At 64.1% G+C, this 13,460-nt stretch carries 10 protein-coding genes; 4 read left to right on the top strand and 6 right to left on the bottom strand.

The genetic code is table 11. The annotated features are described in order from the left end of the window. Nucleotides 1-83 precede the first annotated feature (83 nt). On the bottom strand, nt 84-2,363 hold the full coding sequence (locus ACYG9V_RS07570; RefSeq protein ID WP_352763997.1) for an NADP-dependent malic enzyme: 2,280 nt from the start codon (nt 2,361-2,363) through the stop codon (nt 84-86). A gap of 143 nt (nt 2,364-2,506) precedes the next feature. Further along, on the bottom strand, nt 2,507-3,688 hold the full coding sequence (locus ACYG9V_RS07565) for a glycosyltransferase family protein (RefSeq protein WP_032891613.1): 1,182 nt from the start codon (nt 3,686-3,688) through the stop codon (nt 2,507-2,509). A gap of 165 nt (nt 3,689-3,853) precedes the next feature. On the opposite strand from ACYG9V_RS07565, the gene mutS reads away from it, so the two are divergent. The 3 genes from mutS to ACYG9V_RS07550 all read left to right on the top strand — a co-directional run bounded on the left by mutS (nt 3,854) and on the right by ACYG9V_RS07550 (nt 7,742). Then, a complete protein-coding gene (mutS, locus tag ACYG9V_RS07560) occupies nt 3,854-6,583 on the top strand; it encodes a DNA mismatch repair protein MutS (RefSeq protein WP_352763995.1) in 2,730 nt (909 codons plus the stop codon). 73 nt (nt 6,584-6,656) lie between these two features. Beyond that, nucleotides 6,657-7,121 carry a nuclear transport factor 2 family protein gene (locus ACYG9V_RS07555; RefSeq protein ID WP_023729603.1) on the top strand — a complete coding sequence of 155 codons (465 nt, stop codon included), beginning with the start codon at nt 6,657-6,659 and terminating at the stop codon, nt 7,119-7,121. Nucleotides 7,122-7,187: 66 nt separating this feature from the next. Next, nucleotides 7,188-7,742, top strand: coding sequence for a TetR/AcrR family transcriptional regulator (locus ACYG9V_RS07550; protein WP_352763994.1), 555 nt, complete (start codon nt 7,188-7,190; stop codon nt 7,740-7,742). 4 nt (nt 7,743-7,746) lie between these two features. Here ACYG9V_RS07550 and ACYG9V_RS07545 read toward each other — a convergent pair whose 3' ends face one another. The 4 genes from ACYG9V_RS07545 to ACYG9V_RS07530 form a co-directional block, all read right to left on the bottom strand. Continuing rightward, nucleotides 7,747-8,505 carry an MBL fold metallo-hydrolase gene (locus ACYG9V_RS07545; protein ID WP_023698948.1) on the bottom strand — a complete coding sequence of 253 codons (759 nt, stop codon included), beginning with the start codon at nt 8,503-8,505 and terminating at the stop codon, nt 7,747-7,749. Nucleotides 8,506-8,557: 52 nt separating this feature from the next. Further along, the gene (locus ACYG9V_RS07540; protein ID WP_023698947.1) at nt 8,558-9,403 is read right to left on the bottom strand and encodes an aldo/keto reductase; all 846 of its coding nucleotides are present in this window, start codon (nt 9,401-9,403) and stop codon (nt 8,558-8,560) included. Nucleotides 9,404-9,495: 92 nt separating this feature from the next. Further along, nucleotides 9,496-9,879 carry a CopM family metallochaperone gene (gene copM, locus ACYG9V_RS07535; protein WP_023698946.1) on the bottom strand — a complete coding sequence of 128 codons (384 nt, stop codon included), beginning with the start codon at nt 9,877-9,879 and terminating at the stop codon, nt 9,496-9,498. 43 nt (nt 9,880-9,922) lie between these two features. Then, the gene (locus ACYG9V_RS07530) at nt 9,923-12,427 is read right to left on the bottom strand and encodes a heavy metal translocating P-type ATPase (RefSeq protein WP_352763992.1); all 2,505 of its coding nucleotides are present in this window, start codon (nt 12,425-12,427) and stop codon (nt 9,923-9,925) included. Between ACYG9V_RS07530 and ACYG9V_RS07525 the strand changes: the two genes are divergently transcribed. Continuing rightward, entirely contained in the window at nt 12,410-13,447 is a 1,038-nt protein-coding gene (locus ACYG9V_RS07525; RefSeq protein WP_352710300.1) for a glycosyltransferase family 25 protein, read from the top strand. The two genes, ACYG9V_RS07530 and ACYG9V_RS07525, sit on opposite strands and share 18 nt — an antisense overlap. The last annotated feature ends 13 nt before the right edge of the window (nt 13,448-13,460 follow it).

The raw sequence follows: 13,460 nt of genomic DNA, 5'->3' as shown, positions 1-13,460 counted from the left end.
CCATAAGGCCATAGGGGGCGAGAACGTTCCCTATAGCAGCCGAATATTATCAATCTCTTATGCGTTGGCGATTTTGCCGCCAATCAGGCTCCCGCGCTATAGGCCGCGATCGCAGCCATGTTGACGATGTCCGAATCCTTGGCGTTGAGCGAGACGATCTGGACCGGTTTGTTCAAGCCGACCAGCAGCGGGCCGATGACGGTGGAGCCGCCGAGTTCCTGCAGCATCTTGGTCGAGATCGAGGCCGAGTGGAACGCCGGCATGATCAGCACGTTGGCCGGGCCGGTCAGCCGGATGAACGGATACTGGGCCATGGCGCGGGCGTTCAACGCAACGTCGGCGGCCATCTCGCCGTCATATTCGAAATCGACGCGGCGCTTGTCGAGGATACGCACCGCTTCCTGCACCCGCTCGGAGCGTTCGCCCTGCGGGTGGCCGAAGGTCGAATAGGCAAGCATGGCGAGCCTCGGCTCGTAGCCCATGCGGCGGGCAAATCCCGCCGCCTCTTCGGCGATGTCGGCGATCTGCTCGGCATTGGGCATATCGTGCACGGCGGTGTCGGCGACGAGGACCGTTTTGCCCCGCGCGAGCACGATCGAGACACCGATGACGCGGTGGCCGGGCTTGGCGTCGATGACGCGGCGGATATCGTCAAGCGCCGTGGAATAGTTGCGGGTGACGCCGGTGACGATGCCGTCGGCATCGCCCAGCGCCACCATGCAGGCAGCGAAATGGTTGCGGTCGTTGTTGATCAGCCGCTGGCAGTCGCGGAACAGGAAGCCTTTGCGCTGCATGCGCTCGTAGAGATAATCGGTATAGATGCCGTTGCGGCGCGACAGCCTGGCATTGATGATCTCGATGCCTTGCTTGTTGAGGTCGATGCCGGCGTGCCTGGCGTTTTCCTTGATGACATCGTCGCGGCCGAGCAGGATCGCGGTGCCGAGCTTCTGGTTCACATAGGAGACGGCGGCGCGCATCACCTGTTCTTCCTCGCCCTCGGCAAAGACGATGCGCTTGGGCTGGCGGCGGACGCGATCGTAGATGCGCTGCAAGGTCGAGGCGATCGGGTCGCGGCGGGCCGACAGCTCCTGCGCGTAGCGGTCGAGGTCGAGGATAGGCTTGCGGGCGACGCCTGACTCCATCGCCGCTTTGGCCACCGCGAGCGGGATGGCCGAGATCAGGCGCGGATCGAACGGCACCGGGATGATGTAGTTCGGGCCGAATTTCGGCCGGTTGCCCTGATAGGCGGCGGCGACATCGTCGGGCACGTCCTTGCGCGCCAGGTCGGCCAGCGCTCTCGCTGCGGCGATCTTCATGTGGTCATTGATGGTGGTGGCCCTGACATCCAGCGCACCGCGGAAGATGTAGGGGAAGCCCAGCACATTGTTGACCTGGTTGGGGTAGTCGGAACGCCCGGTGGCCATGATGGCGTCGGTGCGGATTTCGGCCACTTCCTCCGGCGTGATCTCCGGGTCGGGATTGGCCATGGCGAAGATGATCGGGTTCTTGGCCATCGACTGCACCATCTTGGTGGTCAATGCGCCCTTGGCCGACAGGCCGAGGAAGACGTCGGCGCCGTCCAGCGCCTCGGCCAGGCTGCGCGTGTCGGTCTTGACCGCATGCGCCGACTTCCACTGGTTCATGCCTTCGGTGCGGCCCTGGTAGACGACGCCCTTGGTGTCGCACAGGATGATGTTCTCGGGGGCAAAGCCCATCGCCTTCATCAGTTCGATGCAGGCGATACCGGCGGCGCCGGCGCCGTTGCAGACCATTTTCGTGGTCTTCATGTCGCGGCCGGTGATCTCCAGCGCGTTGATCAGCCCGGCGGCCGAGATGATGGCGGTGCCGTGCTGGTCGTCATGGAAGACCGGGATGTCCATCAATTCACGCAGGCGCTGCTCGATGATGAAGCATTCCGGCGCCTTGATGTCTTCCAGGTTGATGCCGCCGAAAGACGGCCCAAGAAAGCGCACGCAATTGATGAACTCGTCGGCATCCTCGGTGTCGACTTCGAGGTCGATGGAGTCGACATCGGCGAAACGCTTGAACAGCACCGCCTTGCCTTCCATAACCGGCTTGGAGGCCAGCGCGCCGAGATTGCCGAGGCCGAGAATGGCGGTGCCGTTGGATATGACGGCGACCATGTTGCCGCGCGTCGTGTAGTCGAAAGCGCGGCTGGGGTCTTCGGCAATGGCCAGCACAGGAACCGCGACACCCGGCGAATAGGCGAGGCTCAGATCGCGCTGCGTCGCCATCGGCTTGGTGGCGACGATCTCCAGCTTGCCGGGGCGGCCCATGGCGTGGAATTCCAGCGCCTCCTCGGCGCTGACGGAGGGGCCGCTGTTTTCGGTTTTCTTGGCCATGATGCTTTTGATTTCCTCGCCGGTGCCGCACCCTTGAGACGGGTGTGTGTTTTTGAAACTTCTGAATCAAGGCTACACGCCACCGCTGTAAACCGCCAAGCAATCTTCACGCCCGCAGCGAAATCTCCCGAAGTCGAACGGCGTCACGTCGGCTCTGGCTCGCTGACGAAGGCAGCGATTTCGCGCACCGTTCCCCGTCGCATCATGCCGTCTGTGCCGGGGAAAGGCCACGTCTCGATGGGTGGCGCACGGCTTCCCTTGCGCCGCAGCAATGCAGTCAGGAACGCCATGAGTTCGATGCGCTGGGCGTGAACCTTCTCCAGCGTGCGGCGGCGGATGTGCTGACGCGGTATGGCACGATCTCGCAGCGTCTCGACGGCGCGGCGAATGGCAGCCGGTTCCGGATCGGCGACGATGCAATAATCCGGATCGAAATAGACGTCGCGACCGCCAAGGCTCGGCGTACTGACGATCGGCAGGCCGGCCATCAGATATTCCATCGAGGAGTACATCGCTCCTTCCACGGCCGACAGGCACAGCCCGACGGCGGCCTGGTTGTAGACGCGGTTGACCTGTTGCGCCGTCAGCTTGCCCGGCCAGCCGTCGACGAGCGGATTGGCGATCTGGTGGAGCGGCGAACGCGCCTGCAGTCGCCGAACAAAGGCGCGGGCGGCAACCGGCGGCAATTCGCCGATCGAATAGGTGATGTGGGCCAGCCGCTCTATGTCGAAGGCCAGGTGATGGCGTTTGATCGGCGAGATGCGGCCATTGTAGACCGCGTCGAATTCGACCGGCACGTCCGGCAGCGGCCGGAATATATCCTCCGACACCATCAGATTGTGGTTGGAGAAGATGGCATTGCCGCCCGCAGCCGCGACGAGACGGCGCTCTTCCTCGGTGTTGCACAGGAAGATGATTTCGTGCAGCGGAAACCGGCCGGCATACCAGGCGAGATCGCGGCCCATCCGGGCGATGACAGCCGGCCGCTCCATGGTCCAGGTCTGCATCGTCAGGAAGGTGACGCGCCGTCCCGCCAGGCGCCGGCCAAGGGCCGCCAGCGGATAGAGCGGACGGGCTCCGCCAATCGGGACATAGAGCACCAGCGGGTCGCGGCTGAGCACATGCAGCGACATCTCGATGCCGCTATCGAGATCGGACAGCGGTCCCCGTGTCGGCAGGAGGAAGGGGACGCGCTTGCGCACTGTCCCCCTAAGCTTGCTTTTGGTGCGGTGGACGCGCCGCGCCGCCAACAGCAGCAGGCGCTCAAGCGCCGATCCAGCCGGACCGACCAGCTCTTCGAACGCCTCCTGTTTGTCCTGATCCATGCCGCTTATCCCCGCCATGGCGATCATAGGGTCTGGTTGGCGCCCGAAGCAACCAACGGCTTCACCCGGCGTAGAGGGAGCACAAGCCGCCGTCGAGGCCGGTCGTCCCCTGCTTTTCGGGCCGCCGGCATTAAACCCCGCACCCACATCTGCTAGCGTGCGGGCATGAACATGCACACTTCAGCAGAAACCGACGCCCCCGAGGTGACACCGCCTGCGCCCGTCGGCAGCGTCACGCCGATGATGGAGCAATATATCGAGATCAAGGCGGCGAACCCGGATTCTCTGCTGTTCTACCGCATGGGCGATTTCTACGAGCTGTTCTTCGACGACGCCGAAAAGGCGAGCAAGGCGCTGGGCATCGTCCTGACCAAGCGCGGCAAGCACCAGGGTAACGACATTCCGATGTGCGGCGTGCCGGTGCATGCGGCCGACGAATATCTGCAAAAGCTGATCGGCCAAGGTTTTCGCGTTGCCGTCTGCGAGCAGATCGAGGACCCGGCGGAAGCCAGGAAGCGCGGCGGCAAATCGGTGGTGCGCCGCGACGTCGTGCGGCTGGTGACGCCCGGCACCATCACCGAGGATAAATTGCTGGCGCCGTCGGAATCGAGCTTCCTGATGGCGCTAGGGCGGGTGAAGGGCGGCAACAGCGGTGACGCCTTCGCCATGGCCTGGATCGAGATCTCGACCGGCGTCTTCCGCGTCGCCGAAACCACGGCCGACCGCCTGCTGGCCGATGTCTTCCGCGTCGACCCGCGCGAGCTGATCGTCACCGAGCCGGTGTTTTACGATCCCGAGCTGAAGCCGGTGTTCGACGTCATCGGCCGCGTCGCCAGCCCGCAGCCGCCGTCGCTTTTCGATTCGGCTTCGGCAGCGGGGCGGATCGCGCGCTTCTTCGAAGTGGCGACGCCTGACAGTTTCGGTGCCTTCTCGCGCGCCGAATTGTCGGCGATCTCGGGCGCCATCGCCTACGTCGAAAAGACGCAGAAGGCCGAGCGGCCGCCTTTGTCGCGTCCCGAACGCGAGGAGCAGGGCTCGACGCTGTTCATCGATCCTGCGACACGCGGCAATCTGGAACTGTTGCGCACGCTGTCGGGCAGCCGCGACGGCTCGCTGTTCAAGGCTATAGACCGCACGGTCACCGGCGGCGGCGCCAGGCTGCTCGCCGACCGGCTGATGGCGCCGCTGACCGATCCGGCGGCGATTGCCGCCCGGCTTGATTCGGTATCGTTCTTCCGCGCCGAGACGCGGCTCTGCCAGGCGGTGCGGTCAAGCCTGAAGAGCGTCGCCGACATGCCGCGAGCGCTGTCGCGGTTGGCGCTCAACCGCGGCGGCCCGCGCGACCTCGGCGCGCTGCGTGCCGGCTTTGAAGCGGCGGGCGCCATTGCCGAAATCTTCGCCGCAACAGCGCTGCCCCATGAATTGACGGAAGCACTTGCCGCGATAAAGGCGCTGCCGCGTGCGCTGGCCAAGCATCTGGCCCAGGCTCTTGGCGAGGAACTGCCGCTGCTCAGGCGCGACGGCGGCTTCGTGCGCGGCGGCTACCATGCCGAGCTCGACGAAATGCGGGCGCTGCGCGACGAATCGCGCAAGGTGATCGCCGGACTGGAGCGCTCGCTGATCGAGGAGACCGGCATCCGCTCGCTGAAAATCCGCCACAACAATGTGCTGGGCTATTACATCGAGGTGACGGCCAACCACCATTCAATCATGACCGGAAGCGACGGCGCCAAGGCGCGCTTCATCCACCGCCAGACCATGGCCAACGCCATGCGTTTCACCACGACCGAACTTGCCGAACTCGAGACCAAAATCGCCAATGCCGCCGACCGGGCGCTGAGCATCGAGCTTGCCGCTTTCGACACGCTGACGACAGAGGCGGTCGCCGAGGCGCAAAAAATTCGCGCCGGCGCCGATGCGCTTGCCGTACTTGACGTGTCGGCGGCGCTCGCGCTGTTGTCGGAGAGTGAAGCCTGGTGCCGGCCGCTGGTCGATTCCAGCCTCGCCTTCGATATCTCGGGCGGACGCCATCCGGTGGTGGAACAGGCGCTGCGGCGCTCGGGCGAAGGGCCGTTCGTCGCCAATGATTGCGATCTGTCGCCGCAAGACGGGGCCAAGGCCGGCGCGATCTGGCTGCTCACCGGTCCGAATATGGGCGGTAAGTCGACCTTCCTGCGGCAAAACGCACTGATCGCCATCCTCGCCCAAACCGGTTCCTTCGTGCCGGCGACATCGGCCCATATCGGCGTCGTCGACCGGTTGTTCTCGCGCGTCGGCGCCTCGGACGATCTGGCGCGTGGCCGCTCCACCTTTATGGTCGAGATGGTCGAGACGGCGGCGATCCTCAACCAGGCCGGTGAGCGGGCGCTGGTGATCCTCGACGAAATCGGCCGCGGCACCGCCACTTTCGATGGCCTGTCGATCGCCTGGGCGGCGGTCGAGTACCTGCACGAGAAGAACCGCTGCCGGGCGATCTTTGCCACCCATTTCCACGAGATGACGGCGCTGTCCGGCAAGCTGCCGCGCCTTTCCAACGTCACCATGCGGGTCAAGGAATGGGAAGGCGACGTGGTCTTCCTGCACGAGGTCGGCAAGGGTGCCGCCGATCGCTCCTATGGCGTTCAGGTCGCTCGCCTTGCCGGTCTGCCGGAAGCGGTGGTCGGCCGCGCCAAAGAGGTGCTGCATCAGCTCGAGGAAGGCGATGTCTCCGGCAAGGCCAACCGGCTGGTCGACGATCTGCCGCTGTTTTCGGTGGCAATGAAGCGGGAAGCGGCAAAGCCTGCGAAGAGCGACGCATTGGGCGCAGCGCTGGGTGAGATCAATCCAGACGAGATGACGCCGCGCGAGGCGCTGGAAGCGCTCTACCGGCTGAAGGGGCTGGCGGGGAAAACCTAGCCCGATTTCGGCCTTGACCAATTGTACCGATTGGTACAATGCTCGCCATCGCCTTTGCCGATGGGAGAATGATATGAGCCGTCCGCCGCTGCCGCCCTTCACCGCCGAGACCGCCGCGCAGAAGGCTCGGCTTGCCGAAGACGCCTGGAACAGCCGCGATCCCGAACGGGTTTCGCTCGCCTATACGCAGGACAGCACCTGGCGCAACCGCGCCGAGTTCGTCTCGGGCAGAAATGAGATCGTCTCCTTCCTCACGCGCAAATGGGCTCGCGAGCTCGACTACCGCCTGATCAAGGAGGTCTGGACCTGGAACGACAACCGCATCGCGGTGCGCTTTGCCTATGAATGGCGCGACGACAGTGGCCACTGGTTCCGCTCCTACGGCAATGAGAATTGGGAATTCGACGCGGCCGGGCTGATGCGTAGGCGCGTCGCCAGCATCAACGACCTGCCGATCGCCGAGGGTGAGCGCAAATATCACTGGCCGCTCGGCCGCCGGCCGGACGACCATCCCGGCCTGTCCGAACTCGGACTTTAGAATATGATCCCTAGAGCTGTGTCGCGGTTTTCGGCAAAGATCATGCTCAAGCGGAAAAACTAGCGCATGCGCAGGATCGCGCCCGATCGCGCCGATTTGCTCTCCATCATCGGCGAGGTTTTCCGCGAACACGGCTATGAAGGGGCGAGCCTGGCGCGGATCGGTGCGGCGACCGGCCTAGGCAAAGGCAGCCTTTACCACTTCTTCCCCGGCGGCAAGGAAGAGATGGCGGCGGCTGTCATTGCCCATATAGATGGCTGGTTCGAGGAGAATGTCTTCGTGCCGTTGCAGGACAGGGCCGACCCTCGTACGGGCATCGACCGGATGTTCGAAGCGACCGAGAGCTATTTCCGGTCGGGCCGCCAGGTGTGCCTGATCGGCGCCTTCGCGCTGGACGAATCCCGCGACCTCTTCGCCATTGCGATCAAAAGCTATTTCGGCCGCTGGGTGGCGCATCTTGCCGAAGCGCTGACCCGAAGCGGGCACAGCGCTGACAGGGCGGACGAACTCGCCGAAGAAGCGGTCGGCGCCATCCAGGGCGCGCTCACGCTGGCGCGCGCCTTCGACGACACCGCAGTGTTTTCGCGCGCGTTGCGACGGGCGCGGGCGGCGCTCGGCTAGAGTGCTACAAGGGCTCGAAGCGGAAAGCCGTCTCGGTTCGAAAAACCCGGCCGACGCCGGGCGAATCAAGATGCGCGCCGGCGACGTAGCAGTCGTTGTTGGCCGCAAGCGCCAGCATTTGCAACCGGCTTGCCCTCGCCTGCTGCTGGTCTGCGTCGAATTCCCACGTGATCTCGGGTCGATCGAATTGAAGCGACGGCACATGTACGATGTCGCCCCAGATCAACAGTGTTTCGCCTGCGCTCACAACGCGAAAGCAAGTGTGGCCGGCTTCATGGCCAGCGGAGCCGATCGTATCGATGTCAGCGCTGACGCGCTGTCCAGCATCGAGAGGCTGGGCGCGATCGTGGAAGCGTTCCAGCCTCGCCACGTCGCGAAACATGCCGAGCTCAGCGCGCGGGACAAGCAAGCGAGAGAGCTGCGGGAAGCCGTCGCCACCATCGGCAAGGATGAGCCCGTGTATATGGTCGAGATGGGTGTGGGTGAAAGCAACAGTCCGAATCCGGTCGGTGGCGATCTTCGCCTCGCGCAGCGCCTCGGGCAGGTGCCCCATTGTCGGGTGCCAGGCGTTCGAAGCCCCTGTGTCGATCAGCGTGATGTCGTCGCCGTCATCGATGGCGAAGGCGTTGACCGACAGCCTGAGCGCACCGTCGACGAGCGGTACATGCGAGGGCAGGTTGTCACCGAATGTCCGGTCTCCGGGCTGGCGCAGCCGCCTGATTGGCATGTCGACGTAACCGTCGCGCAGCGACGTGACCGTCATGGCTCCGACTCTATACGCCGTATGATGATACCCGGTCGAAACCCGTTCCAATCTAGATCATCTCCAGCCCGCGCTTGCGCGTCGGCGGTGGAAAGGCGCGGTCGAGTTCGGCGAGGTCTTCGGCCGTCAGCTCGATGTCGAGCGCGGCAAAATTCTGGCGGACATGCTCCTGGCTACTCGCCTTCGGGATGGCGATGACACCGGGCTGCGCCATCACCCAGGCCAAGGCGATCTGTGCCGGCGTTGCGTTGTGGCGGGCGGCAACGGTTTCCAGCCGGGGATTACGCGCCAGCGCGCCCTGCTCGACCGGCGAATAGGCCATCAGCGGGATGCCGCGCTGCCGGCTCCACGGTGCGAGATCGAATTCGGGGCCGCGCCGCGACAGATTGTAGAGTACCTGGTTGGTCTGGACATGATCTCCAGACGACAGGCCGGTCAGCTCCTCCATTTCGTCGGTGTCGAAATTGCTGACGCCCCAGTGACGGATCTTGCCGGCCTTCTTCAACGCCTCGAAAGCGTCGACCGTTTCGCCTAGAGGCACACTGCCCGGCCAATGCAGGAGATAGAGATCGATGCGGTCGGTGCGCAGGCGCTTCAAGCTGTTTTCGCAGGCCCGCGCCACGCCGGCGCGCGAGGCATTGGACGGCAATACCTTGGAGACAAGAAAGAGTTCGTCGCGGCGCCCGGCAATGGCTTCCGCCACCACCTCCTCGGCGCCGCCGCTGGCATACATTTCAGCGGTGTCGATCAACGTCATGCCGAGGTCCAGCCCGAGCTTCAGGGCATTGACCTCCCCGGCGCGGCGGCGGGAATCCTCGCCCATCTTCCATGTGCCCTGTCCCAGCACCTGGACGGCCTCGCCCGAAGGCAGCGTGGTGGCTCTTATCGTCGATGGCATGTGGGCTCCTGGCGCCGTGTAATCGATGTGAATGGCATCACAACCACGGAGAGAAATCCAGAATGGATCTCTCCGGCATGGCCGTTGCTGCCTTACTTCGCCGGATGGGCGGCGAGCCAGGCCTGCATCTTGGCGATCTCGGCTTCCTGCGCGGCGATGACATCTTCGGCCAGCTTGCGGATTTCGGGATCCTTGCCATTGGCGAGTTCCACCTTGGCCATGTCGATCGCGCCCCGATGATGCGGGATCATGCCGCGCACGAAATCGACATCGGCATTGCCGGAATATTCGATCATCATGTCGGTGTGCATCTTGTCCATCGCCGCCTTGTAGCCGTCGGTCGAAGGACCTCGCGCGCCCATAGCGCCCATGTCGTGTTTCATCTCTTCGGATTGCGCCGGGACGCTTTCGAGGAAAACGGCAAGCAGCATTCCCGCCGCCATCATCAAAAGCACGATTTTCTTAGCCAAGGTCATCCGTGATCTCCTGTTGATTGAAATTCGTATCTGGGGGCTTTGCTCAGAGTTTCAACGTCCGCAGCCGCAATGCGTTGGCGACGACCGAAACCGAAGACAGGCTCATGGCCGCCGCCGCCAGCATCGGCGACAAAAGCGTGCCGGTGAGCGGATAGAGCACGCCGGCAGCAACCGGCACGCCAAGCACATTGTAGAGGAAGGCGAAAAACAGATTCTGGCGGATGTTGCGGATCGTCCCCTGCGCGAGCGTTCGCGCCCTGACGATGCCGTTGAGATCGCCCTTGACCAGCGTAATGCCGGCGCTCTCGACAGCGACATCGGCGCCGGTGCCCATGGCGATGCCGACATCGGCGCTGGCCAGGGCCGGCGCATCGTTGACGCCGTCGCCGGCCATGGCGATTCCGGCTTTCGCACGCAACTCCTCGACAAGGGCTGCCTTTTGTTCCGGCAGCAGGCCGGCGCGCACCTCGTCGATACCAAGGCTTTTGGCGATGGCGCGCGCCGTGCGCTCGTTGTCGCCGGTCGCCATGATGATCCGCAAGCCTCTGTCGTGCAGCGCCCTGATCGCCTCGGCTGTCGTTGCCTTGACCGGATCGGCGACCGCGACAATGCCGGCCAGTTTTTTGTCCACCGCAACGAACATCGCCGTCTTGCCTTCTGCCTGCAGCGCCTCGGCCCTGGCCGACAGGGAAGCGGTGTCGATGCCGACATCGGCCATCATGGCGGCGTTGCCGAGCGAAACCTTCCTGCCAGACACCGTGCCGGATACGCCCTTGCCGGTGACGGCGTCGAAGCCGCTGGCCTCGACGAGCGTCAGGCCGCGTACGTCGGCGCCGCCGACAATGGCCTCGGCCAGCGGATGCTCCGAGCCTTTTTCCAGGCCGGCGGCGAGCGCCAGCAATTCATTCTCGGACAGGCCTTCGGCAGCGACGACATCGGTCAAGCGAGGCTTGCCTTCGGTCAAGGTGCCGGTCTTGTCGACGATCAACGTGTCGACCGAAGCGAAGCGCTCGAGCGCGGCCGCGTCCTTGATCAGCACGCCCGCGTGCGCCCCGCGCCCGGTGGCGGTCATGATCGACATCGGCGTCGCCAGGCCGAGCGCGCAGGGGCAGGCGATGATCAGCACCGAGACCGCCGAGACGATGGCAAAGATCAAGCTGGGTTCGGGACCGAGGATCGCCCAGGCGGCAAAGGCCGCGAGCGCGACCAGCACGACGGCCGGCACGAAGTAGAAGGAGACGCGATCGGCCAGACCTTGAATCGGCGCGCGCGAACGCTGCGCCTTTGCGACCAGCTCGACGATGCGCGAAAGGGTCGTTTCGGAGCCGACCTTTTCGGCGCGCATGATCAGCGAACCGTTCTTGTTGAGCGTGCCGCCGGTCAAGGCATCGCCTTTCGTTTTTTCGACCGGCAGCGGCTCGCCCGAGATCATCGATTCGTCGATGGAGGAACGGCCTTCCGTTACAATGCCGTCGACCGGCACGGCGTCGCCCGGACGGAGGCGCAGGTGGTCGCCGGTCTTGACCGCATCGAGCGGCACGTCGGTGTCGGAGCCGTCCTCCCCGATCAGCCGTGCCGTCTTCGGCGCCAGGTCGAGCAGCGCACGGATGGCCGAGCCGGTCTTCTCGCGCGCCCGCAATTCGAGGACCTGACCGAGGAATACCAGCGCGACGATAACGGCGGCTGCCTCGAAATAGACCGGCACTGTGCCGCCATGACCGCGGAACTGATGCGGAAAGATGTCCGGAAACAGTGCGGCGACGACGCTGTAGAGGTAGGCCGCACCCACACCCAGCGAAATCAGCGTCCACATGTTGGGGCTGCGGTTGACCAGCGACTCCCAGCCGCGGTGGAAGAAGGGGAAGGCCGCCCACAGCACCACCGGGCTGGCCAGCGCCAATTCCAGCCAGACCATCGTTCGCCCGTCGACAAACGCCTGGAACGTCAGGCCGAGCATCGGCGCCATGGCAACGATCAGCAGCGGCAGGGACAGCACCGCGCTGACCCAGAACCGTCTGGTGAAGTCTACCAGTTCGGGGTTCGGGCCCTCATCGCCAGTGGGAACGCCCATCGGCTCAAGCGCCATGCCGCAGATCGGGCAGGAGCCGGGCTTGTCTCTTATCACTTCGGGGTGCATCGGGCAGGTGTATTGAGTGCCTTTCGGCACTGGCGACGGCGTCGGCCTATCGCCGAGATAGTTTTGCGGCTCGGCCTCGAACTTCGCCCGGCAGCCGGCCGAGCAGAAATAGAAACCCTGGCCTTCGTGGCGGAAAAAATGCCTGGCGGTAGCGCGGTCGACACTCATGCCACAGACGGGGTCGGTGGCGGTCAGGTATTTTTCGGGCCCGGCGACGAATTTCGTACGGCAACCCTCGCTGCAGAAGTGAAAGAGACGGCCGCCATGCTCGGCCGTCGGCTTGCCCGCGGCCGGATCGACGCTCATGCCGCACACCGGATCGCGCACCACGGCTTCGGCGGCCGGCTCAGCAGCCTTTGCCGCACAACAGCTGCCATCGGCCGCGTGGTGGTGATGCTCGGAATGCGCCATCGAAAAATGCCTTATATCTGTCTGGGTGAGGAGGTAGTGCTTCCAGTAACTGGAAGGTCAAGGGGCGATTTCGACTTTTCGATCATGGCCGTCATCGCGCACATCAAAGGGAAAATCGCTTACGCGACTTTGTTCCCATGCTATGGACGCGCGTCCCACTGCATCGATCCCACCCAAATGAAATGCCTGATTATCAATCTCGATCGGTCCCGCGATCGCCTCGCCCATGTAACGGCGGAGTTCGCGCGCATCGGCACCGCCTTCGAGCGGGTCGCCGCCATCGATGCGCGAGATCGGCCGGATCTGGCCGAAATGCCGCAGGGCAAGAAGCATTTGCGTCTGGCCGACGCCGAGATTGCATGCCTGCTCAGCCACCAACAGTGTTGGTCGATGATCGCGACAGGTGAGGATGCTTACGCGGCGATTTTCGAGGACGATGTCGTTTTCCCGGACAAAGCCGGTGCTTTGCTTGCCGATGCGGGCTGGATTCCCGCCGATGCGGACATCGTCAAGCTTGAAACGTTCTTCAACCGGACCGTCATTTCACGCAGGCAAGTCGCCTGCGGCCACGGTTTTTCTGCGAGCAGACTGCACGGGCTCCATATCGGTACGGCGGGATACATCCTGTCCAGACAGGCCGCGCGGGACCTTCTTGCGGCAACGAATGAGATCAGCATTCCCGTCGATCACCTCATCTTCAATCCGCGTTTTGCGACCTCGTCCGACAAGGTCATTTACCAACTCGTCCCAGCATTGTGCCTGCAGGCACAATTCCTCGGCGACAGTCCGGTGAGATTGCCAAGCCTGCTCAAGCAGGAGCGAACAGAGGAATGGGTGGCAAGCGGGATAGGTAAACGGCGCCCCAGGCCAATCACCGCCAAGGTAAGGATCGAGACCAGGCGGTTGACGCGGCAGATCGCCGATCTCTTCCGGCTCCGGCGCGAGATGATCATCCCTTTCTGGTATCGCGGCCGACGCGTCCGTCCGCCCCATACACAGCGCCGTGAAAACGCGCTATAGACGCCGCGCAAAG

The organism is Mesorhizobium sp. W016 (genome assembly GCF_054719485.1).
This window is presented reverse-complemented; position numbering and strand designations above follow the sequence as displayed.